The sequence below is a fragment of the Mucilaginibacter sp. UYP27 genome (assembly GCF_040547175.1).
Taxonomy (GTDB): Bacteria; Bacteroidota; Bacteroidia; order Sphingobacteriales; family Sphingobacteriaceae; genus Mucilaginibacter.
The window spans coordinates 342,385-365,819 of sequence record NZ_JBEPPE010000002.1 but is presented as its reverse complement, the minus strand read 5'-3'; the positions used below and the strand labels follow the sequence as shown (position 1 = coordinate 365,819).

The window sequence follows — 23,435 nt, the reverse complement described above, 5'->3', positions numbered from 1 at the left end:
AAAAAAGCCCCACGATGTATCGGGGGGCTTTCCTATAAGGCTTGGTTGAATTTGAAGCTGGAGGCTAAACGTGCTGCAACCTGGCTAAATGTTAAAACCTGAAGCCCAAACGGATAGCCGCAATATTCGTATTTACATTTGATTGATTAAAGCCCTGGTACCTGGCACTAATTTCAATCCCGTTTCTAAAGGTATAACCCACGCCAAGATCATAATCAAACGAAGAGTCGGAGCCTTTACGGGTATAAAATGACTTCCCAATTTGCCCTTCAGCAAAAAGACCGTCTCCAAAATAATGCTTTACACCGATCATAATAGGGATTGAGCCCACACCCGATCTTTCCTCGCCTACAACAGATTTGGTGTATTGCTTCAACTCATCCGTAAAAAAATACCGCCTGTAACCCGTGGATGCGGTAATAAAGGTAGATTTAAAAACTGGATACTCGTATTTGGCATAAGCGCCGAATACGGATGAATAGGCTTCATGCAGATGCCCAAGCGGGAGGCCGGCTTCAAACCCAAAATTCCATTTAGCGGGCCTTGGTACTGGCGATATTTGCGCAAACGAAGTGATAGACAAGCCACATAAGATGGCTGATAGCAATAGTAATTTTTTCATTCTTTTAAGTTATAATAGATTGCTTAATAAGAACAAACGTAAAGATTATAGAAATCACAAAACGTTAAAGGGATGTTAATGAATGTTAAGGCATAGTCGTATAATTTAACAAATGGCCACGGGGTTTTTTGATGGGCATTAAACAAAATAGGCCCTCTCAAACTAGTTAAGAGGGCCTTTAATGTAGCCTTAGATATTAGAAGCTATACGCTAAACGGGCAGATACTTGGCTGATGGTAGTACCACTTTTTGTCCACCCTTCGTAACGTACGCCAAGATCAACACCGCCGCCGAATGCGTAACCGATACCCGGAGAGTAGGCAAACGTTGTAGTGTTGCCACTAGAGCCAAGTATACTTTCATTTACAAATGCAGCACCCACTTGTGCTTCACCATAAAAACTTTCGGCAAAGAAATATTTCACGCCAACTTTTACAGGAATAGCATAAAGTTTATAACCGATAGACTTAGCGTCATCGTTTGATAAAAATTTGTTGTAACCCACAGAACCTGTGATGAAAGTTTTATCAGCTATTGGGTGGTCATATTTTAATGAACCGCCAATAACTAAATCAGAAACGTCTTTTGCATCGCCTAAAGGTAAGCCTGCTTCAAAACCAATGCTAAATTTTCCAGTTTCTTTTGATGATTGCGCGAATGAGCTGATCGAGATACCGCATAATACGGTTAATAGTAATAGTGCTTTTTTCATAATTTTATAATTGTGTGATTTTAAGTAAGGCATTGCAACACCGTATGCTTTGCCCGGTTTGTTGGCTATATGGACGCTAATACCCAATATTCCGTTACAAAAGAAACAAAAAAATATATAAATCACTCTAAATGTGCGGTTTATTTATTGGTAAGATCGATAAATATATTCTCTAAAGTATTGCCTTTGTTGTTTCCCCTTAATTGCTCAAGCGTATCATTTGCAACAATTGTTCCCTTGTTAATGATAATCACCTGGCTGCAAACGGCTTCAACCTCCTGCATAATATGGGTAGACAGGATGATGGTTTTTGTTTTACCCAGCTCGGTAATTAACTGGCGAATGCCTACCAATTGGTTTGGATCAAGGCCGGAGGTTGGCTCATCAAGTATCAGCACCTGCGGGTCATGTAATATGGCTTGGGCAAGCCCCACCCTTTGGCGGTAGCCTTTTGATAGCTGGCCTATCTTTTTATGCTGCTCCGGCCCAAGGCCGGTTTGTTCAATAACTTCGGCAATGCGCTTGTCAGCATTCTGCAGGCCATGGATACCCGCTACAAAAGCCATCGATTCCTTTACATACATATCGGTATATAAAGGGTTACTCTCCGGCAGGTAGCCAATATTGCGTTTAACGTTTAATGTATCTTTACCAATATCGAACCCGCATACAGATGCCGTGCCCGATGTTTGGGGAATAAAGCAGGTAAGCATTTTCATGGTGGTAGATTTGCCAGCGCCATTTGGCCCCAAAAAGCCAAGCACACCAACACCAGCCTCAAAACTGATACCATCCACAGCCTTTTGCTGCCCGTAAACTTTTGTTAACGCATCTACCTTTATGCTCATATGCGGTAAAGTTAGAGATTAAGTCGGAAGTCCGAAGACAGTAAGTCGGAAAGTCTGAAAGACAGTAAGTCCGGAAGAAAAGAAGAGAAACTTCTTCCATCATCTTTCGGACTTTCTGTCTTTCAGACTTTCGGACTTTCGCCTCTAAAAACTATCTTTGCCCCTATTATGAGCAAATCAACCGACGAACTTTTTAAAAATGTTATATCGCACAGCAAAGAATATGGCTTTGTTTTTCAATCGAGCGAGATATATGATGGCCTTAGCGCAGTTTACGATTACGGCCAAAACGGCTCGGAGTTAAAAAACAACATCAAAACCTACTGGTGGAAATCAATGGTACAAATGCATGATAACATCGTTGGGATCGATTCGGCAATATTTATGCACCCAACCATTTGGAAAGCAAGCGGCCACGTTGACGGCTTTAGCGACCCGATGATTGACAATAAAGACAGCAACAAACGTTACCGCGCCGACCAATTATTGGAAGACCGCGTAGCTAAACTGGACGAAGAAGGCAAAACCAGCGAAGCTGAAGAACTACAGATCGAGATGGACAATGCCCTAAAAGCCGAAGATCTACCCCGCCTTAAAGAACTCATCATCGAACAAAATATAAAATGCGCGGTAAGTGATACTGCTAACTGGACAGATGTGCGCCAGTTTAACCTCATGTTTAGCACGCAGGTTGGCGCCATTGCTGATGAATCGGAAACCATCTACCTTCGCCCGGAGACGGCACAGGGGATCTTTGTGAATTACCTTAACGTACAAAAATCGGGCAGGATGAAGATCCCTTTCGGTATCGCGCAAATTGGTAAGGCGTTCCGTAACGAGGTTATAGCCCGTCAGTTCATCATCCGCATGCGCGAGTTTGAGCAAATGGAAATGCAGTACTTTGTACGCCCCGGCACACAAAAAGAATGGTTTGCCAAATGGAAAGAAACCCGTTTAAAATGGCACCTTGCTTTAGGTACTGATGCCGCCAAATACCGTTACCACGAACACACTAAACTGGCACACTATGCCGATGCCGCTTATGATATCGAATTTGATTTTCCGTTTGGCTTTAAAGAGGTTGAAGGCATCCACAGTCGTACCGATTTTGATTTAAGCCAGCACGAGAAATTTTCGCGCAAAAAGATGCAATATTTCGATCCTGAATTGGGCGAAGACGGCAAACCATACGGTAACTATATCCCCTACGTTATTGAAACTTCGATAGGGTTAGACAGGATGTTTTTACTCACAATGATAAACGCGTACGAAGAAGAAGACCTAAGCACCGAAGAGAAACAGGATAGCCGCACCGTGTTGCGCCTGCACCCTTGCCTTGCGCCTGTTAAAGCAGCTATTTTCCCGCTGACTAAAAAAGACGGTTTGCCCGAAAAAGCCCGCGAAATAATGGACAGGCTGAAACTTGATTTCAACATACAATACGAAGAAAAAGATGCCATTGGTAAACGTTACCGCCGCCAGGATGCCATTGGTACACCTGTATGTATCACGGTAGATCACCAATCGCTTGAAGATAATACCGTAACCATTCGCCACCGAGACAGTATGGCACAGGAACGCGTACCTGCCGACCAATTAGAAAAAATAATTGGCGACATGGTTAGCTGGAAAAACCTGTTAGGATAGTTAGTGAGTAAGTCCGGTAAGACCGAAAGATACAAAGCGCCCTAATTGGGGCGCTTTTTTATTACACCCAAACAATTCTCTCCTACGCTCCTTTTGTGTTTATATGAAAACACAACTACATGCAAGTAAAAATTAAAGATCAGCCCTTTTATATCCAAAGCACAGCGGTGCTTTTTGGGCTTATATTGCTGGTGTATGTAATGGTACAACTGGCCGATATATTAGTTCCCCTTGCCTTTGCGGCATTTTTAGCGGTATTATTAAACCCTTTGTTTAACCGGTTGGAGCGGAAAAAGGTGCCGAAAGTTTTGGCAATTTCCATTTCAATGCTGATAGCGATAATTGCGGTGGCTACCGTGTTTTATTTTTTGAGCACACAAATAGTACAGTTTGGCGATTCGTTACCTATGCTGCAAAAAAAGTTTGAGTCGATAACCGTCGAACTTAAGAACTGGATCCAGCAAACATTTGGCGTGGAGATAAGCAAGCAGGAAAAAATGTTGAAGGATGCGCTAAACAACAGCCAGGCAATGGTGGGTAAAACCGTAAATGGCTTGCTGGGCACATTAGCTATCATCTTCCTGCTGCCGGTGTACATCTTTTTGATGCTGCTTTACAAAACGCTCATCCTTAACTTTTTATATGAAGTGTTCTCTGAAGAAAACTCCAAAAAAGTAAGTGATGTGCTAAGCGAAACCAAAACAGCTATACAAAGCTACATCGTAGGTTTACTGATAGAGATGATCATCGTAGCCGCTATGAACTCTACGGCCCTGATTTTATTAGGCGTAAAATATGGCATTTTGATAGGTTGCATCGGTGCTATATTAAATCTTATCCCCTATTTAGGCGGCATAATAGCGATAGCATTGCCTGTGTTAATGGCTACGGTTACTAAAGATGGCTACACAACCCAGTTGGCAGTTATAGGCGCTTATATTGTGATCCAATTTATCGATAACAACATATTAGTACCACGCATTGTATCTTCTAAAGTACAGATAAACGCCCTGATGAGCATCATTGTAGTGTTACTGGGTAACGCCCTTTGGGGGGTATCGGGCATGTTTTTGTCTATCCCGTTTGTGGCGGTGCTCAAAATAATTTTCGACCGGATAGACGACCTTAAACCCTGGGGCAAATTACTTGGCGATTACATCCCAACCCACCACATGGGCGAGCGATGGGGGAACCGGAACAGAAAGAAAGCGGTATTACCGAAAGAAGATCATAGTTAATGGTTCATAGCCGTATTATTAAATAACAAAAGTCCGCGATAAAACTCGCGGACTTTTTGTTGAAGCTATCATGAACCATCAACTATAAACTAATTAATGACTTACCGGATTATCGGCTTTGTTTAACGTGCCATTTGTAAATAGTATTGGGTTTACCTTTTTAGGATCGCCCTGGTAAACCCAGATGATGTTTCCAATATATTTACGGAAAGCATCGCTTACTTGCGTTGGGGTCAATTTCTTTACATCCTCTGCAAGGGTTAAAGATCGCCTCCAGTTGTTATGCAATACCTCGTTAGATGCTATTGAGCCGGCCTGCGCGGTGTTAGTTTCGTTTTTGTAGTAAAAACCCGTTAGGTACGTCACTTTCATATCGGCAACATCTGCAGCGTTAAAGCCATCGCGTTTTAGCCGATCAACCAGTTTATCAAATACAGCAATGTACTTATTAGGTTCGGTGGTTGAGACAGAAAACTTAGCAACCGACGTTGACCCCACGCTAAACCACGATTGCGGCGCGTAAGACAAGCCATTGTTGGTACGGATGTCCAAAAAGTGCTTATCGGCAAATATGCGCATGGCAACATTAAAGGCGTCAAAATCGGCCGTGCCCGGGGCAGGGCCGCTGGTAACACCCTCTACGTAGTTGGTAGCCAGGTCGCGCTTTTCAGCAGAGAAAGTGTTTTTATATGCCCTAAAGAAGGATTTCTTCAATTCGAACGGCACACCTCTTTTAATGGTGCTTAACATACCTTTTACCTTGGCCTCAATATCCGCACGGTCCAGATCCGCAACTACAACAACCAGCATGCGCGATTTTGTTAATACCGAGTGGTAATAAGCTTTCGTTTCTTCGGCTGTTAAAGGCTGAATGGTTTCCGGGGTACCGTTAGGGTCTTTTGCATAATCACGGCCGTTAAAAGCAACTTTATCAGCATACTTATCAATTGCCTCGTCGGGATTAGAATCTTCAGCCTTGAGCTGGTTTATCTGATCCTGTTTGATACGCGTAAATTCCTTAGCATCAAATTTGGGAATAGTTAATGCTTCAACATATAAAGGCCATGCGGTTTCAAAGTCGCTTTTTATACAGTTAATCTTAATTACCGAATAGTTTTTAAGCGCCAAGCCATAAACGGCAGCACTAATTTTATCCAGCTGATTTTTAAATGCGTTTTTATCATGCTTTAAGGTACCGCACTCGTTAAGCGCGTTCATGGCCATGGCCTCGATACCGGCTTTGGCTGCCGGGTAGTTTTGCACGCCGCCTTTTATAATGGTCTGTATCTCTACAATATCGTTACCGCTCGGCTGAACAATAACTTTCACACCATCAACCATCATTTCGTAAGCTTTTTGCTGTGCCGCGGCAGGCTGTGCGCCCCCGGTAGCAGCTGCTACAAGCAATAGGTATATATATTTCTTCATTGTGGTTAGGTTAAATTATTTTGCTACAAAAAAAGATGCAGCATTTACTTGTTTGCTTAATTCCGGTGTGATTACGATACCCGATACCATTGGCTTGCCTGCTATATACGTGTTTATATATTTAGCGATATCGGCACGGCTAACTTTTTGGTAGTTATTGTTAAGATCAGTGTAGTAATTGAATGATGTGCTGCACCATTGAAAGCTTAACTGCGATGGCAGCGAAGACGGTTTCTCTAACTCGCGGCTATGGTTACGCAGCAAAATAGCTTTGGCATCGGTAAGTTGCTCATCAGTGTAGTAATCTGCTTTGCCCCACATGGCTATCTGGTTGCGCACTTCATCATTACACTCCTTAAGTTTTGTTGGGTTTGGTACCACAAACATATCTATCATACCGGTATAGTGGCTGGTACCATAGCTTACACTTGCTGATGAGGCAAGCCCTTTGTCAATAAGTGCCTGCTGTAATTTAGACGAATTTAAGCCAACAACAGCAGTGAAAACATCAGCAGCAACGGTTGATGCAGAATCTGTCATATAAGCGGGACCCTGCCATGCATACATCATCATAGGCGTACGTGCTATCGACATTTCCTTTACAAAAGCATCATTCCCGGCAAGCGGCGGGAACGCAGGGATAGGATACTTTACATGCGGATCGAAGCCGCTGTTTGGCCAGTCCCCAAAGATGTCTTCGGCCCTTTTAAAGGCATCTTCATGCTTTACATCGCCGCATATTGTTAGCAAACTATTGTTAGGATGATAATATTTATTTTTGATGATGGTCATCTTCTCCGGTGTTGCAGTATTGATCACCTCGTGGATGCCAATGGCCATTTTGCGCGTAATGAGGTCGCCCCACATCCTTTTGCTTAACTCAAAATATAACTGGAAACCCGGGTTACTCTCGTTACGCTGAAATTCGCCGTCAACAACCGGGCGTTCTTTTACCATTTCTTCCTGTTTAAAATCGGGGAAACGGATACACGAGTTCATTAAGTGCAAACCGCCGTCCAAGCTATCCTTACCAACGGTAAAGTAGTAGTTTACACGCTCATCGCCGGTGGTGCCATTCCAGATAGCGCCAAGTTCCTGTGTACGTTTCAGAAATTTCTCTTGCGACGGGTAATCCTTATTCGCTTTAAAAAACATATGCTCAAAAAGGTGCGATAAGCCACTATACTCGGGGCCTTCGGTATATGCACCGTTCTTTACAGCAATTTCGATAGTAGTAAGCGGTACTTTGTTATTTTCGATTACAACAACATCCAATCCATTTGGTAGCTTCTTGTAAAAGTAGCCCTCGGGTAGCCGGGGCTGGGCAACCGCGCACAGGGCTGTTAGCATACCTATAGTGGTAGACGTTAATAGTTTAGTAATTTTAAGGGTCATATACTTGCTTTGATATCGTGTTAGAGTATGATTCCCCTAATATATTACAAGTAATTTAAAAATAGCTAAGGGTTGTTACCGAAATTTAATGACCACCCTTTTACCCGATACATTTTCTAAAAATGGTTTAAAAATCAAATTGGCGTTCTCGCGGGCTTTGCCTAACAGGTTCATTTCGGTAGCGGTGGTTAGCATCTTCTTTTCGGCCAGTTTGTACACATCCTCTACCATGGCACGTGCCTTATCTGGAAACCAAACGCCGGATACATCGTACACCTTTGATTTTTGGTGATCGAGTTTAACGTAACATATCTCGGGCTGGGGCAAGGTTATCTCCACCGTGTCTTTACTTTGGTTAATGTCTGCACGTTTTACTTTAGTAAGATCGATACAGGCGGTCACCTCGCCCACTGCGACAAACAATACACGCGAATCTGGCAGGATTCGGTACAACTCTTTCTTCTCCACCACATCTTTCATGGCGTACTTCACCAACTCAAGCTTACCCATGCTTATCACGCGCGATACCATGGCATCTTCGGTAACCTCTGTGCGGGTGGTGTTAAATTCATGTTTGATATAAAAGAAAAGGAAGACCAAAAACCCGGTAATGATCAGGGCGAAGACAAGGGTTAAGGATGTTTTGGAGCGTTGGGTATTTAACATGCGGGGCTATTATATACCCATACCTACAAACAAAAATAGCGATGGTTTGCACCATCGCTATTAACAAGAATATTTGATACTTAATTAAGCGTAGGTAACGCTCAAAGTAATTGGAACGCTAAGCGCTTTAGATATAATACAGCCTGCCTTTGCGCCTTCTGCAACTTCTTTGAATTTTGCTTCGTCCACACCGTCGATAACAGATGCTTTCAGTTCCAAATGGATGCCTTTAATTTCTAATGCTTGCATATCAAGGTCAAGTATAGCATCTGTAGTTAAGTCGCCCGGGGTGATGCCTTGCTGGGTTAAGGCTGCGCCTACAGCCATAGTGAAGCAACCAGCGTGTGCAGCAGCTATCAATTCTTCGGGGTTGGTACCCACGCCATCTGCAAAGCGGGTTTTAAATGAATACTGTGTTTTATTAAGGATAGTGCTTTGTGTGGTTATTTCGCCTTTACCTTCTTGTAAGGTGCCATTCCAATGTGCATTTGCTGTACGTTTCATAATTTATGTTTTCTGAGTTTTTGCTAATTTACTTTGTTGGGTTGATATAAAAAATATTTAATGTTACCATTTCGCACGTTCGTACTGCACGGGCCACTCCACCTCTACACCAAGTTCGTGCGCGGCACGTAACGGGAAGTGCGGATCGCGCAGAACCTCGCGGGCCATTACCACCATGTCTGCCTGCCCGGTTTCGATGATCTCGTTGGCTTGTTTGGATTCGGTTATTAAACCAACCGCGCCGGTAAGGATCCCGGTATGCTTTTTAATTGCTTCGGCAAACTCAACCTGATAACCGGGCTTAAGCGTGATCTTTGCACCTGCAACGTTTCCCCCTGTAGAACTATCTACCAGGTCAACCCCCTTTTCATTCAATATTTTAGCTAACGCGATAGAATCATCAATAGTCCATGCACCTTCCGTCCAATCGGTTGTAGACAGGCGTACAAACAGCGGGTATTCTGCCGGCCAAACCTCTTTCACGGCATCTATTAGCTCTAACAAAAAGCGGCTGCGGTTCTCGAACGAGCCACCATATTCATCCGTACGCTTATTGCTATGCGGCGACAAAAATTCGTTGATTAGGTAACCATGTGCACCATGCAACTCTACAACTTTAAAACCCGCTTTAACAGCACGGATGGTAGCCGCTTTAAAATCGGCAATAACTTTGGCTATTCCTGCTTTATCCAGTTCTACAGGCACAGTTTCGCTGCTGCTGAAGGCAACCGCACTTGGCGCTACCGATTGCCAGCCATTTTCTTCGCTGGGTTGGATCTGTTTGCCGCCATTCCATGGCTGGGCGTGACTTGCCTTGCGGCCGGCATGTGCTAATTGCATCCCGGCTACAGCGCCATGCTCTTCAATAAAAGTGGTTATCCCTTTCAGCTTGGCAATGTGTTCGTCCCTCCAGATTCCCAAGTCGGCAAAGCTGATACGGCCTTCGGGTGATACCGCGGTTGCTTCAGTAATAATAAGCGACGCGCCACCCGTTGCAAATGCACCCAAATGCACAAGGTGCCAATTACTTGCAAAACCATCAACGCTTGAGTATTGGCACATGGGCGATACTACAATGCGGTTTTTAAATTCGATACCTTTTATTTTAAGCGGAGAAAAAAGATGCGGCATGTTGTGTTTGTTTGTTGTACAAATATGTACAAGTAACATGCATTAGGGTTCATGGTTTTGTCATGAACCCAATAGGCATCATTTATTTACGTAGGAATGAAGATTGGATATTTATGGCGGCTTTACGGAGTTGAAACCGCGACAGGCAGTACCTTGCCATTAAAAAAACGGTGACCCGATACGGCGAAATCGGCAATATATTTACCCATTTCGAACGCCATAACCGGCGATTCGTAACCCGGGAAAGCCTGTTCAAGCATTTCAGTTTGTGCCGATCCTAATGCGAGGCAATTTACTTTGATGCCTTGTTCTACCAGTTCTTGCGCAAGGCATTCGGTAAGAGTATGCAAGGCTGCCTTACTTGCCGAATAGGCCGACAAACCGTTAAACTTAGCACTTCCCTGGAAGCCGCCCATGCTGCCGATATTAAGGATATGCGAACCATCGCCCATAAACTTCAACAGGCTTTGAATAATACGCACGTGGCCTATGTAGTTACTTTGCAGCATCTCAACAAAATCGCTCTCCTGCAACTGCATAAATGGTTTATTAATGAGCACCCCGGCATTATTTACCAATGCATCAACCTTTCCATCAAAGTTTGCCGTTATAAACTGTTCCAATCCGGCATAATCATCATGTACTATATCAAAGGCGATAGCAAAAACCTCACAATCAGGATTTAAGCTTTTTGCAATTTCCAGCAAACGGGTAAGCTTTTCCTGCGATCTCGCAAGTGCCATTACCTTATGTTTACCAGATAATATCAATTCCAATACAGCCTCGAATCCTACGCCGCTGCTGGCGCCTGTTATAATGATGTTCATAGTTTAAATGGATCTATCAATTCCACTTTATTACCAAGCGATTTGAAGTCGGCAATATTATTTGTCAGCAAAGGTAACTTTTGGACTAAAGCAGTAGCATAAATTATTGCATCCGGGAGTTTAATACGGTATTGTTTGCGGATGGTTATCGTTTCCTGAATTACTGATTCTGATAAAGGAATAATTTGACAAGAAGAACAAATCTCCTGCATATATCGCTCAGCAATCTCCGTTTCAAAAGAAAAGCCCATTGCTTCAACATACGAAATAACCGAAATTTGTGCCGAAGAATTTGGAGGTATTAAATCAGTTATTTTAAGGACATTTTTTGATATGTAAATAAGAATATTTGTATCAAAAATCACGATCCCATTCCTTTCTTATCTCTCGTTGCCATTCAGATGGATCTTTTATATTCTCGAATAACTTTTTATCGCCGATTTCTTCCTGTACTTTTTTTATTCGCTCGTAAGTTGATTGTGGATCGTTTAGTTGCGTTCCGGTTTGCTCAACAGCAACATCATGTACATACGGGATCTCACTCAATATCTTTTTGAGCGATTCCGTGCGGTCATCATCTACTTTCACAATCAGCGTTGTCATATCCTAAATTACAATTTAAATCTCAAACTATCAACTTCTCCTCTACCGGATGTTTAATGAGGTAAAGGCCATCGCTTATCAGTTTATTATACTCGTGCTCGTTAGTTGCTTTTTGCTCCAGGAAGTTCCTGATCTCTCCTGCCAGTGTTCGTTCTGCTTCTTCATGGTCCAAAAGCTCCAGTATCTCCAGGGCGCAAAGCCAATCGTCATGATGAAATTTTTGGAGCGTCATCCATACATTGCCTAAAAAGCCAAGGTCGCCGCCTGTGTGGCGGCGGTTGCGCACCTGTTGGTATAGCTTATGCAGCTCTTTGGTATTGTGATCATATTCGGAGTGGTGCGTTCCTGTTATCGATTTATAAGCTATCTCTAAAAAGGCATCCTTATCGGCCGCGCCGCAAAAAACCGAGGTTATTTGTTCCCCCACTGCCATGTCGTAAACTCCCCATGATGGGTCGAATAAGACATGCCCTTTTTCACTTAAAACCGTACATTTTTCGAAAGTGATCAGCACAATTTTGTCTTTTTCGATACTTATTTTCGTCACCTTACCAGACACAGTGATACCACTTTCAAAAGTCAGGGAAACATCGTTACCAACTTCGATCCCGGCGGCTATCAAATCATCCGGTGTAAAATTTTCCAACGTTTTGTCATGTCCCTTAAGCCTGCCAGCTGGCGAACTAAACCCATCTTTATGGTAATTTTTGAAATGGCCTTTCAACTGTTTGTTACCAACAGAAAGCGCGGTTTCGCCGGTGGTTTTGATAAATGTTGGCTCTCCATTTTCACCTGCTTCAAATTCGGTAAAAGTGCCTGAAACCTGTAGGCCCGAACTGTAAACCGCCGTACAGGTATTTTTACTATCGATAGCTTTTTGCAACCCATACGCCCCGCCACGGCGGAACGACATGGTATCGGCAAACTGCTCCAATACATCTATCAGGTTTTGGAACGTTGGGGTTACAAAAAGCTGCGGCTGCGTTTTGGTGATATCGTAACTATAGTTTACAGCATCAATGGTATAAGGTAGTTTCTTAACCTCGTCCAGCATGCAACTGGCGCTTTCACCTATTGAAGATAGCAGGCCGGCCCCATAGATTTTTGGCTTTTGCAGCGTACCTATCAGGCCGTACTCCACCGTCCACCAGTGCAGGCGGCTTAACAGGGCCATTTCAGATGGTTCGCCCATGTTTTCCTGGTGCCAGGCAACCAGTTCGTCCGCTTTCTTAATTTCTGCTTCCTCGGCATCGGGCATTTCTTTTAGTATGGATAATGCGCGGATGGCCTCATACAACTCAAAATCTTGCGCGCTAAACATCGCCTTGGCCCCTATCGAACCAAAGTAACTCAAGTATTCGTGGTAATCTTTATCGGCGATAATTGGCGCATGCCCTGCCGACTCATGTATAATATCAGGCGCGGGCGTATATTCGATATGCTTTAACTGGCGGATGTCGGCGGCGATGACAAGTACGCGGTGAGCCTGGTACTCCATAAAGGCCGCGGGGGGTATAAAGCCATCGACCGTAACGGCACCCCAGCCAATTTTGGCCAACGCGTTATTCATATCCTGCAGGTCGGGGATCTTCTCGATAGTCAGCCCTGCTTTTTGCAAGCCGGGGATATACGGATAATACGCGACATCTTTAAGGTAGCTGTAGTTTTGGCGCATTACGTAACGCCACACGGCGTGATCTACCGGGGTATAATGTTCGTAATGCTGGTCAACAATAAATTGCTTTAAATGGCGCGGCAATGCCGCAACCTGCGGGTTATTAAAATCATTAAAATCGCTCATTCCTCAAAATCCGGTTAATAACACAAACACGAAATTAGGAAATAAGGTTTAGCTAAATGCCGATTATACCAGATAAATTGGAGAAATATTAGTTTTTATTGGGGTGAAAAAATCGCACCCGATATTAAATATTTTAAACAGATTGATTTTCGGAATTATCTTCTGTTTTAGGCAAACCCTCTTCTAAACGGCTTGGGCGAATAACATAATATACACCCAACAAAGCTACAAGGAGCGATATAATATAGAATGTTCCCGGCAGGAAAGTAGCCAGGCTCTCGTCCATTGGGAAAACTTTAGTTAATTGAAGGAACACCGTTTCGCGGATCCCCGCACCGCCTATACTAATAGGAAGAATAGTTGCCAAAGCAGATATTAAGAACGACAATAAGTACGGAGAATATTTGCCGGTAAAATCCTGCCCTATCATTACAAAAACAATTGCAATTAGCTGTAGGCTTTGCACCCCTACAGCTTTAAGGTGTGCCTGCCAAAAATAGTGCGTGTACTCTTTAAAGAATTTGTAAGCCACAAAATAATAAACGACAGACGCCACAACAAATATACTCAGCGGGATGCCGATATGGATATCGATCTGCGGGATCAAAAATACAAGCGCTACAATGATCAGCCCTATAGCCCAAAGGCCGCTCAACCTGTCAAACATAATAGCCCAAAACACCTTTTTTGCCGGCAGCTTATAGTTTTTATGAAGCAGGTAAATCTTGTAACCATCGCCACCGATACCACCCGGTAGCAGGAAATTATAGAACAAACCCAGCAGGTATAAACGGAAATTAAAGCGCGGATCGAGCTTTAATTTGATGGATTTAAAGAAACTTGATAAACGCCACGACGAGATCACCATTGATGCAAAAAAGCTTACCAATGCCGCAAGCATCCACCAATAATTCGCGTGTATCAAACGGTACTTAACCTTTTCTAAAGGCACTTTTCTGAATACGAAGTACAACAAAACACCTGTAACCACAAATTTAAGCAGCAACTTGGTAATACTCCACAAACGTTGTTTTAAGGTTTTGGGGGCAACCAGTTCCTGTGCTTCGTCCTCTTCGGCTTGTGCTAAGTCTTTCATTGACTGCAAAGGTAATAAATTAGTGATTAGTTGATTTGTGATTGGAGATTAGTTAACATACCTTAACATTAGCATTATAAAATCACCCTAACTGCAGCGCAAAAGTTTACAATATAATGTGTGCCCAGGCTCAACTAATCTCTAATTATCTAATCACTAATCTCTAAAAAAACGGTATTTTTGCGCAAATTTCTATCAGATATGAGTAAGGTAAAAGTTGGGATAGTGCAGATGACCTGCACCGCAAACAAACAGGAAAACCTGGATAAAGCTGTTATTAAAGTACGCGAGGCAGCCGCTAACGGCGCGCAGATAGTTTGCCTGCAGGAGCTTTTTACATCGCTGTATTTTTGCGATGTGGAGGATTACGATAACTTTAAGTTAGCCGAGCCTATCCCCGGCCCATCCACCGATGCTTTGCAAAAAGTAGCCGGCGAACTGGGTGTGGTGATCATCGCGTCCTTATTTGAGAAACGCGCGCAAGGCGTTTACCACAATACTACCGCAGTTTTAGATGCCGATGGCAGCTACCTGGGCAAGTACCGCAAAATGCACATCCCCGACGATCCCGGCTTTTACGAGAAATTTTACTTTACGCCCGGCGACCTGGGTTACAAAGTTTTCAAAACCAAATTTGCTACCATAGGCGTACTCATCTGTTGGGACCAATGGTACCCTGAAGCTGCCCGCATTACCGCTTTAATGGGCGCCGAAATCTTGTTCTACCCAACCGCAATTGGTTGGGCCACCACGCAGGACGAAGCTACCAACGTTAAACAATATAACGCATGGCAAACCATACAGCGCAGCCATGCTATTGCCAATGGCGTGCACGTGGTAAGCGTAAACCGTGTTGGCGAAGAAGCCGGTGTTAAATTTTGGGGAGGCTCGTTCTTTGCCGATCCGTTTGGCGAACTATTGCACCAAACTACTGTTGAGCAGGAGGAAGTGATCGTTAAGGAACTTGATCTTGAAATAAGTGACTATTACCGCAGCCACTGGCCGTTCCTTAGAGATCGCCGCATAGACAGCTATCAACCGATAACGAAACGTTTATTAGATAACGATTAATTAATAGTCCGTAAGTCGGAAAGACCGAAAGTCCGTAAGAAGAAAATAAAATGAGCTTTAAGTTTGAAAAGTTAATTGTGTGGCAAAAAGCGGTAGATTTGTCTGCTGATGTTCACGAAGTAACTAAGTCTTTTCCAAAGGATGAACTTTTCGTTCTAACTTCTCAGATCAAACGGGCCGCAGATTCGGTTGCGCTAAATATTGCAGAAGGATCAACCGGGCAATCAAACCCCGAGTTTAATAAATTTTTAGGTTATGCACTACGTTCAAATATAGAAGTTGTTAGCTGTTTGTATTTAGCGCAAAGGCGCAACATAATTTCACAAGAAAACTTTTCCAAATTATATCAGCAGTGCGAAGAAATTTTGGCTATGCTGAACGGATTAAGAAATTCGCTAAAATAAAACCATGTCGCCAGACCACAAATTAAATAATCTCCCGGACTTTCGGACTTCCGGACTTTCGGACTTAAAAGGCTTCCACTTCCCGGCCGAATGGGCCCAGCATACCGCCACCTGGTTAAGCTGGCCGCACAAGGAGGCTTCGTGGCCGGGTAAACTGGGGATGATCTACGGCAAGTACGCCGAGTTTATCAAAGTGCTTACCGAGGGGGAGATAGTGCGCATCAATGTAGTTGATGAACGGATGGCCGCTTTCGCCAAACAACAGCTGGATCTGGTTAATGCCGACCTTAGTAAGGTGGAGTTTTTTGAGTTTGGTACAAATGATGCCTGGTGCCGCGACCATGGGCCGGCTTTTTTGGTGAATTATAAGACCAACGAAAAGATAATTGTCGACTGGGGCTACAACGCCTGGGGCGATAAATACCCTCCGTACGATCTGGATGATGTTATCCCGACAAAAATTGGCAAGCAGTTTAACCTGCCTGTGTATCACCCCGGTATTGTGATGGAGGGCGGTTCGGTTGATTTTAACGGCGCGGGCACTTTGCTTACTACCACCGCTTGCCTGCTTAATAAAAACCGTAACCCACATTTAAACCAGCAGCAAATAGAAGGTTACCTGCAACACTATTACGGTGTAGAGCAAATCCTTTGGTTGGGAGATGGCATTGTTGGTGACGATACCGACGGCCACATTGATGATATTACACGCTTTGTTAATACCGATACCGTAATTACCGTTGTGGAGCACAACAAAAACGACGAAAATTACCACCTGCTGCAAGAGAACCTGCAAACCCTCAAAACCATGCGCCTGCTAAACGGCAAACAGCTAAACATTGTGGAGCTGCCAATGCCCGAGCCGGTGATATATGATGACCAGCGACTCCCTGCATCATACGCTAACTTTTATATTGCCAATGCCGCGGTGGTTGTACCAACATTCCGCTCGCACCATGACGATAAAGCGCTGGATATTATCCAGGGATGCTTCCCGGATAGAAAGGTTGTTGGCATAGATTCGACAGACATTATCTGGGGATTGGGGAGTTTCCATTGCTTGAGCCAGCAGGAACCGGCGGTGTAAGGTTATTGTAGAGCCGTGAAATACATTTTATCATAGAAATGCGATACTTCGCGCCTCACTTTAAAACGGTCACGAAATATTTATTAATCGCATATCACCATATACGCGACATATCACGCTTCGATGAAAACACCCAACCTAATTTTTCACCGACAATTCCCCCACACTTACCGACTTGTTTAATCATATTGCCAATATTAGGTTTGCATATCTGCGATCTTAAGTTAGTTTTGGTTAAGATTAAATAGAACAATATCATGTCCAATCATATAGACGAAACAAACCGTACCCCAAAAAACAAGGTTTTAGCCGGGGTGATACTATTGGCAGTAGGCGGTATACTGCTTGTAAAACAATTTAACTTTTTCTTTTTCCCAAACTGGTTGTTAAGCTGGCCTGTAGGGCTCATAGTTGTAGGCCTGTATTTTGGGGCTAAACATAATTTCCGTAAACCTATATGGTTTATATTAGTCATAATTGGCGCGCTCAATTTCCTTGACGATATTTTCCCAAGGGTTGACTGGGGCGACATCGCTTTCCCGGTGATCCTCATCTCTTTTGGTTTATGGATCATTATGCGTAAAAGGAACGAACCCGTTATCCCTAATAGCGATTACTGGGACAAAAAGTACAAGGCAAACCCATTTGGCACGCCCACTGGCGAAAAACCATTGGCAAACTTTGATACCGACGGTACAGCCGAACAGGAAACTGCCGAGCAGCCCATTGGCAACATCCCGCCACCCACACAAGATGATTACCTTAACGCTACCGCGATATTTGGTGGTGTAAACAAAACCATCCTATCTAAAAACTTCCAGGGGGGCGATATTACCAACGTGTTTGGCGGTACCGAACTTGATTTTACACAGGCGGATATCCACGGCCGCGTTACGATTGATATTACCCAAATGTTTGGCGGCACCAAGATCATCGTACCTGCCAACTGGCATGTAGTGCCAGACCTGGCAGCCGTATTTGCCGGGGTAGACGATAAGCGCATTAAAACCGCCAAACCAAACCCTGCCGAAAAGGTGCTGGTGCTAAAAGGCGTATCCATATTTGCGGGGGTAGATATCCGCAGCTATTAACAAAATTTATAACTGTTTTATCTAAGCCCTCTCCTTCGGAGAGGGTTTGGGTGAGGCTACTAAATAAAAAGCTTTGGCGGCATCACAAACATCACGATCAAAATTACTGGCAGCCTCTATGGTTTGCGGGTTGGCATGGGCCGGTCTGCAGGCCTACGTTATCCACGGGTTCGGCTTCCCTTGGGTGACAGCCGCTACCGATGCCGGGGTTAGTACCGCGCTTTTAGCAAGCGCGTGCTGGCTTATCAACAACAACCTGCGCTACTACCAGCCCGATAAAGAAAGCTACGTGTACCTGTTAATATGGTGCGCCGCCCTTGCGGGGGCCTGCGTTGCAGGGTGTCGATATATATTACCCCTGTTTAACATGGGGCAAATCTTCTTCAATTTTTTACAGCAATCGCTTATAATCAGGTTCTTTACAGTGTTTTTGGCAATCGGATGGATGGCCATGATCAGCGCCCTGTGGTACTCGCAGCTCGACCATAAAAAGACTGTAGAACGAAAAACCGAGGCCGAAAAACTTGCCCGTGATGCCGAGTTATATAACCTTCGCCAGCAATTACAGCCGCACTTTTTGTTCAATAGCTTAAACTCCATCAATGCCCTCATTGGCTTCAAGCCTGATGAAGCCAGGCGAATGATCCACCAGTTATCAGACTTTTTGCGGGGAACCCTAAAAAAAGACGACCAGCTTTTAGTGCCACTGAGCGATGAACTTGCGCATTTAAATTTATACCTCGATATAGAAAAAGTACGTTTTGGGCACCGCCTGCAAACCGAGATAAGCTGTGACGATAAATGCGGGGAAGCTGTGCTGCCATCGTTACTGCTGCAACCACTGGTAGAGAATGCCATTAAGTTTGGTTTATACGATACTACCGACGATGTTACCATTAGCGTACGTGCCGAAACCGAAGACCAATACCTTATCATTATGATCCAAAACCCTTATGATCCTAAAACAAGCAGGCGCAGCAAGGGCACCGGTTTTGGCCTAAGCGGTGTGCAAAGACGGCTTTATTTGATATTTGCACGTAATGATTTAATGGAAACTCACGCAAATGATAATATATTTACAACCATAATAAAAATACCGCAGTTATGATCAGCGCTTTAATTATTGACGACGAGCCCCTGGCCCGTATGGTTGTACAAGAATATTTACTGGATTTCCCCCTGATAACCGTACTGCAGGAATGTGGCGACGGATTTGAAGGCCTTAAAGCCATACAACAGCACCAGCCCGACCTGATATTTTTAGACGTGCAGATGCCCAAGATAAACGGCTTCGAGATGCTGGAACTGGTAGATAACCCACCCGCTGTAATTTTCGCCACTGCGTTTGATGAGTACGCCATTAAAGCTTTTGAGGCACATGCGGTTGATTACCTTTTAAAGCCTTTTAGCAAGGAGCGTTTTACCAAGGCGATAGAAAAGTTATTAGCCCAAGCCCCTGCCGGCCCTACCCCGGTAACCCGCACCAATCCGTTGTTAGAAGAAGCGGCACAATCGCCCGCGCAAAACGAGCGTATTGTGGTAAAAACCGGCACTAAAGTAAAGATCATATCTGTACAGGATGTTGAATACCTGCAAGCCGACGACGATTATGTAAGCGTAATTACTGCCGAAGGTGCCTTCCTTAAAAACAAGACCATGGCGTTCTTTGAGAAAACGCTTGACCCTCGGTACTTTGTTCGCGTGCACCGCTCCTACATCATAGCCATACAGCAAATAACCCGGTTGGATCCATACGAGAAAGACAGCCACCTGGCTATCCTAAAATCAGGCGCTAAGATCCCGGTTAGTAAAACAGGGTATGTGAAATTGAAACAGGTATTGGGGATATAGCCGCTTATTACTTTTTATTGAGTGATCTTACAACGGCCAGCGCCTTCTCTGAATGCCCTGCGCCGCTCAGCATCGCCTCGTATGAAAATGCGATCTTGCCCTTCATATCTACCACAAAGGTTTGTCTGCCGCTCATAAAGAATTTCTTTTGAACGCCAAACATTTTGTAAACCTTATTATCGGGGTCGCTTAATAAAACAAAGGGTAGCTTATAATGATCTGCAAAAGCCTTGTGGCTTTGCACGGTTCCGCCATTTATGCCTATCACCTGCGCACCGGCCTTGGTGTAATCGTCAAAACTATCGCGAAACGCGCAGGCTTCTTTGGTACAAACCATGCTTTCATCTTTTGGGTAAAAATATACGACCATGATATGCTTCCCAATTTCATCTTTAATGTTGAAAGCCTTGCCGTTCTGGTCTGTCAACGTAAAGTTGGGTACCGCATCCCCAATTGCCAAGGATTTAGACGGGTTTTGTGCCGATGCAGCCATCGATATAAATAAAATAAAAGCAAACGTTGCGAAGATATTTTTCATGGAGATGTTTTAAATAAATACGCAGTTTAATGCTAAAGCGATTTACGCCGTAATCATTTTTTTCAAATAAGCGCGTCCCTCGTTCCTGCGATAAGCCTGCCAGACTTATCTATTTCTGTAACTTCCATACCCTTTCAACAACATCTGCTTCGGCCAGCTCTCTTTTAAATTGGGCACAGCTTTTAAATTGTAGGGTAGTGAGCAACCTGGTTTCCAAAGTTAAACTAAAACTATTTTTGTCGAACGGCCAGGGTTTTATGGTAAGCGTACCGCTATCATTCTCCATCAGCTTATATTGTTTATCATCCGGGCCTTGGCTTACTTCTATCACGCGGCTTTCAGGCTGTACTTCATTTTGTGCAAGTAATAACGAAAAAGCATCGCACCATTCTAATAAACCATAAGCTCGGTTAGCTTCTTTTGAGGTTATTCCAAGTTCCTTAATCCATTGCTTTTGAAGCTTTACCTGCTCCTCCAAAAAAGATCTTACTTCCGGGTTGGTGCGAGCTTCGCCTTTGTGCAGGAAACTCATGTGGATAGATGTAAGCAGGGCTATATAGCGGCTTTTTGAGATTGAAAAATTGTGCAGCCTTTGGCAATGCTCAGCCTCAAACTTTTTCATACTAAAATCTATTGGGCCGCCTTGCGGGGTTAGTAGGTCGTCGGCTTCCAGTTCGGTTTGGGCGTCGTCGTGGTCGGCATTTGCTATAAGGGTTTCTGTCCAGCGTTCGGGGCGTTCCTTTTCACGCCATTGCATAGCGATTTGCGCGGCGAGCAAGCCATGTGCCCTTTGCGTAATAATTTCCCAACCCTGTTCCGTGTAATTAACGATCATCAAAGGGATAATCATTAAAAAGGAAAATTGTTTACATCGCTGCTAATCCTCTAACTCAACCGAATACTCACCACGCCTTGCCGCGTTATTAATGCTAAGGCGTTTGTGTAATAGTTGCTGTGCAACGGCTACATTTTCGTCTTTACCTTTCCAATGATCCATAGCGGGTTGCTGAACAGCCCTCGCGAACGAGAAGGTGAGCGCCCAGGGCAGCTTATTTTTATATTTAACATGCATGGCGTTAAGGTGCGCGCTGGCATCCTGTTCCGATTGCCCACCCGAAAGAAAAGCCACACCGGGTACAGCCGCGGGTACACTACGCAATAAACATTCAATCGTTAAATCGGCTACCTCATCGGCATCTGCCTGTGTCGAGGCATCCGTGCCGGAAAGCACCATGTTAGGTTTCAGGATCATCCCCTCTAAATAAACGCGCTGTTTTATCAGCACTTCAAAAACAATGTGTAAAACACGCTGGGTAACCTCAAAGCAACGTTCTATGGTGTGGTTGCCATCCATCAATACTTCGGGTTCTACAATGGGTACCAGCCCGGCTTCCTGGCAAAGGGCGGCGTATTGTGCAAGGGCATAAGCGTTAGCATAGATATTACCGTCGGTAGGTGTACCATCAGCAATAGTTATCACGGCGCGCCATTTGGCAAATTTTAAACCTGCATCAGCGTAATCTTTTAAGCGGTCGCGTAACCCATCCAATCCTTCGGTTAGCTTTTCACCAGGAAATGCGGGCATATCTTTAGCACCTTCGTCCAGCTTAATACCGGGAATAATGCCGGCTTTTACAAGTACATCTATAAAAGGTGTGCCGTCTGTAGTAGCTTGTTTAGTGGTTTCGCTAAACAGGATCGCTCCGCTGATGCAATCGCCAAGGTGGGGAGTGGTCACGATCAGTTCGCGGTATTTGCGGCGGTATTCTTCCGTTTGGGGGATGCCTGCTTCTTCGAAACGTTTATTGGCTGTAGGGATGCTTTCGTCCATAGCTAAAAGGCCCTTATCGCCTGCCATTAAACGTTGCGCGGTGGTTTTTAAACTTTGCTTATCCATAGGTATCAGATATATGTAATGGCAACGTTTTAACATCAAGTATTGTTGCAACTATAACATCACCCGGATGTAAAACTACAACAGCAACACCATCCACGCCTCGTTTACCAAGCCTTCATCCAGCAATTGTTTTGCTTTTAGGTGCAGTTGCAGGTCGCGGGTTTGGCTGTCACCGATGGTGGCGTCAAACAATTCCTTGATCTCATTGCGTTGCGCGTAGGCCTCAATAGCTTCATCCGTTGGTAATTCCTCTACATTACCTAACTGGCCAAGATTGTTACCTGTAAGCACCTTTGAGTTAAGGATAGCCGACGGTATAGCATCTACGCCGATACCAATAGTACGCACGGGCTTTGCAACCTTAAACAGGTTATCGGCAGTAACGCGGCAGTACCAGTCGCCGCCAAGGCGGGCCACATGGTCGGTTTTATGCTGGTCTATCGCGCCATCGGCATCCAAAATATCTTCGCTGATGTGAATGAGTTTTATTTCGGCTATTACCAAATTGCCAGCGCCGGGGGTATCGCCAAGGCTAATGATCTGTTTCACCACGCACTCCAGTTGGATCTTTGATTCGGCCACGCGGGGCGGCTTTACAAGTTCGGAGGGTAATTGAGTAAGCCCGGCCTTTATAAACTCGTTTACCCCGGCAGCATACTCCACGCTGGATAACGATACCTGCTGCACCATATTGTAATTAACAATATTGATGACGCACTCGGGCACTTCCTGCAGGTTCTGCAGCGTATGCTTGGTGGTATTATCCCTTACCCTGCGGCTTGGCGAGAACACGCACACCGGCGGGTTAACGCTAAACAGGTTAAAAAAACTAAACGGACTTAGATTTATATTCCCCGCTTTATCCACAGTTGATGCCAGGCAAATAGGCCTTGGCGCAATAGCGCTGTTCAGATAAGCCTGGATCTGTAAGGGGGTAAGGTCGTCGGTATTTAGTGACAGCATGTTCTTCTCCACGCG

25 protein-coding genes are annotated in these 23,435 nt (G+C 44.4%); 8 read left to right on the top strand and 17 right to left on the bottom strand.

Translation table 11 applies throughout. The features are described from left to right. Positions 1-91: 91 nt before the first annotated feature. The 3 genes from ABIB39_RS09495 to ABIB39_RS09485 form a co-directional block, all read right to left on the bottom strand. On the bottom strand, positions 92-622 hold the full coding sequence (locus ABIB39_RS09495) for a putative outer membrane beta-barrel protein (protein ID WP_354429370.1): 531 nt from the start codon (positions 620-622) through the stop codon (positions 92-94). Between the two features lie 196 nt (positions 623-818). Continuing rightward, the gene (locus ABIB39_RS09490; RefSeq protein WP_354429368.1) at positions 819-1,334 is read right to left on the bottom strand and encodes an outer membrane beta-barrel protein; all 516 of its coding nucleotides are present in this window, start codon (positions 1,332-1,334) and stop codon (positions 819-821) included. A gap of 140 nt (positions 1,335-1,474) precedes the next feature. Next, a complete protein-coding gene (locus ABIB39_RS09485) occupies positions 1,475-2,182 on the bottom strand; it encodes an ATP-binding cassette domain-containing protein (protein ID WP_354429366.1) in 708 nt (235 codons plus the stop codon). A gap of 168 nt (positions 2,183-2,350) precedes the next feature. Between ABIB39_RS09485 and ABIB39_RS09480 the strand changes: the two genes are divergently transcribed. Both ABIB39_RS09480 and ABIB39_RS09475 read left to right on the top strand, forming a co-directional pair. Further along, positions 2,351-3,829, top strand: coding sequence for a glycine--tRNA ligase (locus ABIB39_RS09480; protein WP_354429365.1), 1,479 nt, complete (start codon positions 2,351-2,353; stop codon positions 3,827-3,829). Between the two features lie 119 nt (positions 3,830-3,948). Then, positions 3,949-5,067, top strand: a complete 1,119-nt coding sequence (locus tag ABIB39_RS09475; RefSeq protein WP_354429363.1) for an AI-2E family transporter — start codon at positions 3,949-3,951, stop codon at positions 5,065-5,067. A gap of 93 nt (positions 5,068-5,160) precedes the next feature. Here the strand turns inward: ABIB39_RS09475 and ABIB39_RS09470 are convergent, their stop codons facing one another. The 10 genes from ABIB39_RS09470 to ABIB39_RS09425 all read right to left on the bottom strand — a co-directional run bounded on the left by ABIB39_RS09470 (position 5,161) and on the right by ABIB39_RS09425 (position 14,518). Then, entirely contained in the window at positions 5,161-6,495 is a 1,335-nt protein-coding gene (locus ABIB39_RS09470; RefSeq protein WP_354429361.1) for a M16 family metallopeptidase, read from the bottom strand. A 15-nt stretch (positions 6,496-6,510) separates the two neighbouring features. Continuing rightward, complete coding sequence (locus tag ABIB39_RS09465) at positions 6,511-7,890, bottom strand: M16 family metallopeptidase (protein WP_354429360.1); 1,380 nt, start codon at positions 7,888-7,890, stop codon at positions 6,511-6,513. A gap of 75 nt (positions 7,891-7,965) precedes the next feature. Continuing rightward, complete coding sequence (locus ABIB39_RS09460) at positions 7,966-8,556, bottom strand: DUF4230 domain-containing protein (RefSeq protein ID WP_354429358.1); 591 nt, start codon at positions 8,554-8,556, stop codon at positions 7,966-7,968. A gap of 84 nt (positions 8,557-8,640) precedes the next feature. Further along, positions 8,641-9,060 carry an OsmC family protein gene (locus tag ABIB39_RS09455; RefSeq protein ID WP_354429356.1) on the bottom strand — a complete coding sequence of 140 codons (420 nt, stop codon included), beginning with the start codon at positions 9,058-9,060 and terminating at the stop codon, positions 8,641-8,643. 63 nt (positions 9,061-9,123) lie between these two features. Beyond that, positions 9,124-10,191: an NADH:flavin oxidoreductase/NADH oxidase gene (locus ABIB39_RS09450; protein WP_354429354.1), complete on the bottom strand. Its 1,068-nt coding sequence runs from the start codon at positions 10,189-10,191 to the stop codon at positions 9,124-9,126. Positions 10,192-10,313: 122 nt separating this feature from the next. After that, positions 10,314-11,018: an SDR family NAD(P)-dependent oxidoreductase gene (locus ABIB39_RS09445; protein ID WP_354429352.1), complete on the bottom strand. Its 705-nt coding sequence runs from the start codon at positions 11,016-11,018 to the stop codon at positions 10,314-10,316. Next, entirely contained in the window at positions 11,015-11,383 is a 369-nt protein-coding gene (locus ABIB39_RS09440; RefSeq protein ID WP_354429350.1) for a type II toxin-antitoxin system VapC family toxin, read from the bottom strand. The genes ABIB39_RS09445 and ABIB39_RS09440 overlap by 4 nt, the downstream gene beginning before the upstream one ends. Beyond that, positions 11,373-11,621 (bottom strand): hypothetical protein, encoded by a 249-nt coding sequence (locus ABIB39_RS09435; protein WP_354429348.1) that lies wholly within the window; start codon positions 11,619-11,621, stop codon positions 11,373-11,375. Before ABIB39_RS09435 ends, ABIB39_RS09440 begins: the two co-directional genes overlap by 11 nt. Before the next feature lie 22 nt (positions 11,622-11,643). Beyond that, complete coding sequence (locus ABIB39_RS09430; protein ID WP_354429347.1) at positions 11,644-13,422, bottom strand: aromatic amino acid hydroxylase; 1,779 nt, start codon at positions 13,420-13,422, stop codon at positions 11,644-11,646. A gap of 133 nt (positions 13,423-13,555) precedes the next feature. Then, a complete protein-coding gene (locus tag ABIB39_RS09425; protein ID WP_354429345.1) occupies positions 13,556-14,518 on the bottom strand; it encodes a lysylphosphatidylglycerol synthase transmembrane domain-containing protein in 963 nt (320 codons plus the stop codon). Between the two features lie 201 nt (positions 14,519-14,719). Between ABIB39_RS09425 and ABIB39_RS09420 the strand changes: the two genes are divergently transcribed. The 6 genes from ABIB39_RS09420 to ABIB39_RS09395 all read left to right on the top strand — a co-directional run bounded on the left by ABIB39_RS09420 (position 14,720) and on the right by ABIB39_RS09395 (position 20,022). Continuing rightward, on the top strand, positions 14,720-15,589 hold the full coding sequence (locus tag ABIB39_RS09420; RefSeq protein ID WP_354429343.1) for a carbon-nitrogen hydrolase: 870 nt from the start codon (positions 14,720-14,722) through the stop codon (positions 15,587-15,589). A 50-nt stretch (positions 15,590-15,639) separates the two neighbouring features. After that, the gene (locus ABIB39_RS09415) at positions 15,640-15,993 is read left to right on the top strand and encodes a four helix bundle protein (RefSeq protein ID WP_354429341.1); all 354 of its coding nucleotides are present in this window, start codon (positions 15,640-15,642) and stop codon (positions 15,991-15,993) included. A 4-nt stretch (positions 15,994-15,997) separates the two neighbouring features. Continuing rightward, on the top strand, positions 15,998-17,080 hold the full coding sequence (locus ABIB39_RS09410) for an agmatine deiminase family protein (protein ID WP_354429339.1): 1,083 nt from the start codon (positions 15,998-16,000) through the stop codon (positions 17,078-17,080). A gap of 257 nt (positions 17,081-17,337) precedes the next feature. Next, complete coding sequence (locus tag ABIB39_RS09405) at positions 17,338-18,171, top strand: LiaF transmembrane domain-containing protein (protein ID WP_354429337.1); 834 nt, start codon at positions 17,338-17,340, stop codon at positions 18,169-18,171. A gap of 73 nt (positions 18,172-18,244) precedes the next feature. Further along, entirely contained in the window at positions 18,245-19,279 is a 1,035-nt protein-coding gene (locus ABIB39_RS09400) for a sensor histidine kinase (RefSeq protein WP_354429336.1), read from the top strand. Further along, the gene (locus ABIB39_RS09395; protein WP_354429334.1) at positions 19,276-20,022 is read left to right on the top strand and encodes a LytR/AlgR family response regulator transcription factor; all 747 of its coding nucleotides are present in this window, start codon (positions 19,276-19,278) and stop codon (positions 20,020-20,022) included. Before ABIB39_RS09400 ends, ABIB39_RS09395 begins: the two co-directional genes overlap by 4 nt. Positions 20,023-20,029: 7 nt before the next feature. On the opposite strand, the gene ABIB39_RS09390 is transcribed toward ABIB39_RS09395, so the two are convergent. From ABIB39_RS09390 to ABIB39_RS09375, 4 genes are all read right to left on the bottom strand, one after another. Continuing rightward, the gene (locus ABIB39_RS09390) at positions 20,030-20,560 is read right to left on the bottom strand and encodes a peroxiredoxin (protein WP_354429332.1); all 531 of its coding nucleotides are present in this window, start codon (positions 20,558-20,560) and stop codon (positions 20,030-20,032) included. Between the two features lie 109 nt (positions 20,561-20,669). After that, positions 20,670-21,395, bottom strand: coding sequence for a DUF3891 family protein (locus ABIB39_RS09385; RefSeq protein ID WP_354429330.1), 726 nt, complete (start codon positions 21,393-21,395; stop codon positions 20,670-20,672). 42 nt (positions 21,396-21,437) lie between these two features. Beyond that, positions 21,438-22,457 (bottom strand): class I fructose-bisphosphate aldolase, encoded by a 1,020-nt coding sequence (locus tag ABIB39_RS09380; RefSeq protein ID WP_354429328.1) that lies wholly within the window; start codon positions 22,455-22,457, stop codon positions 21,438-21,440. Between the two features lie 75 nt (positions 22,458-22,532). Further along, a complete protein-coding gene (locus ABIB39_RS09375) occupies positions 22,533-23,420 on the bottom strand; it encodes a flavin reductase family protein (protein ID WP_354429326.1) in 888 nt (295 codons plus the stop codon). Positions 23,421-23,435 lie beyond the last annotated feature (15 nt).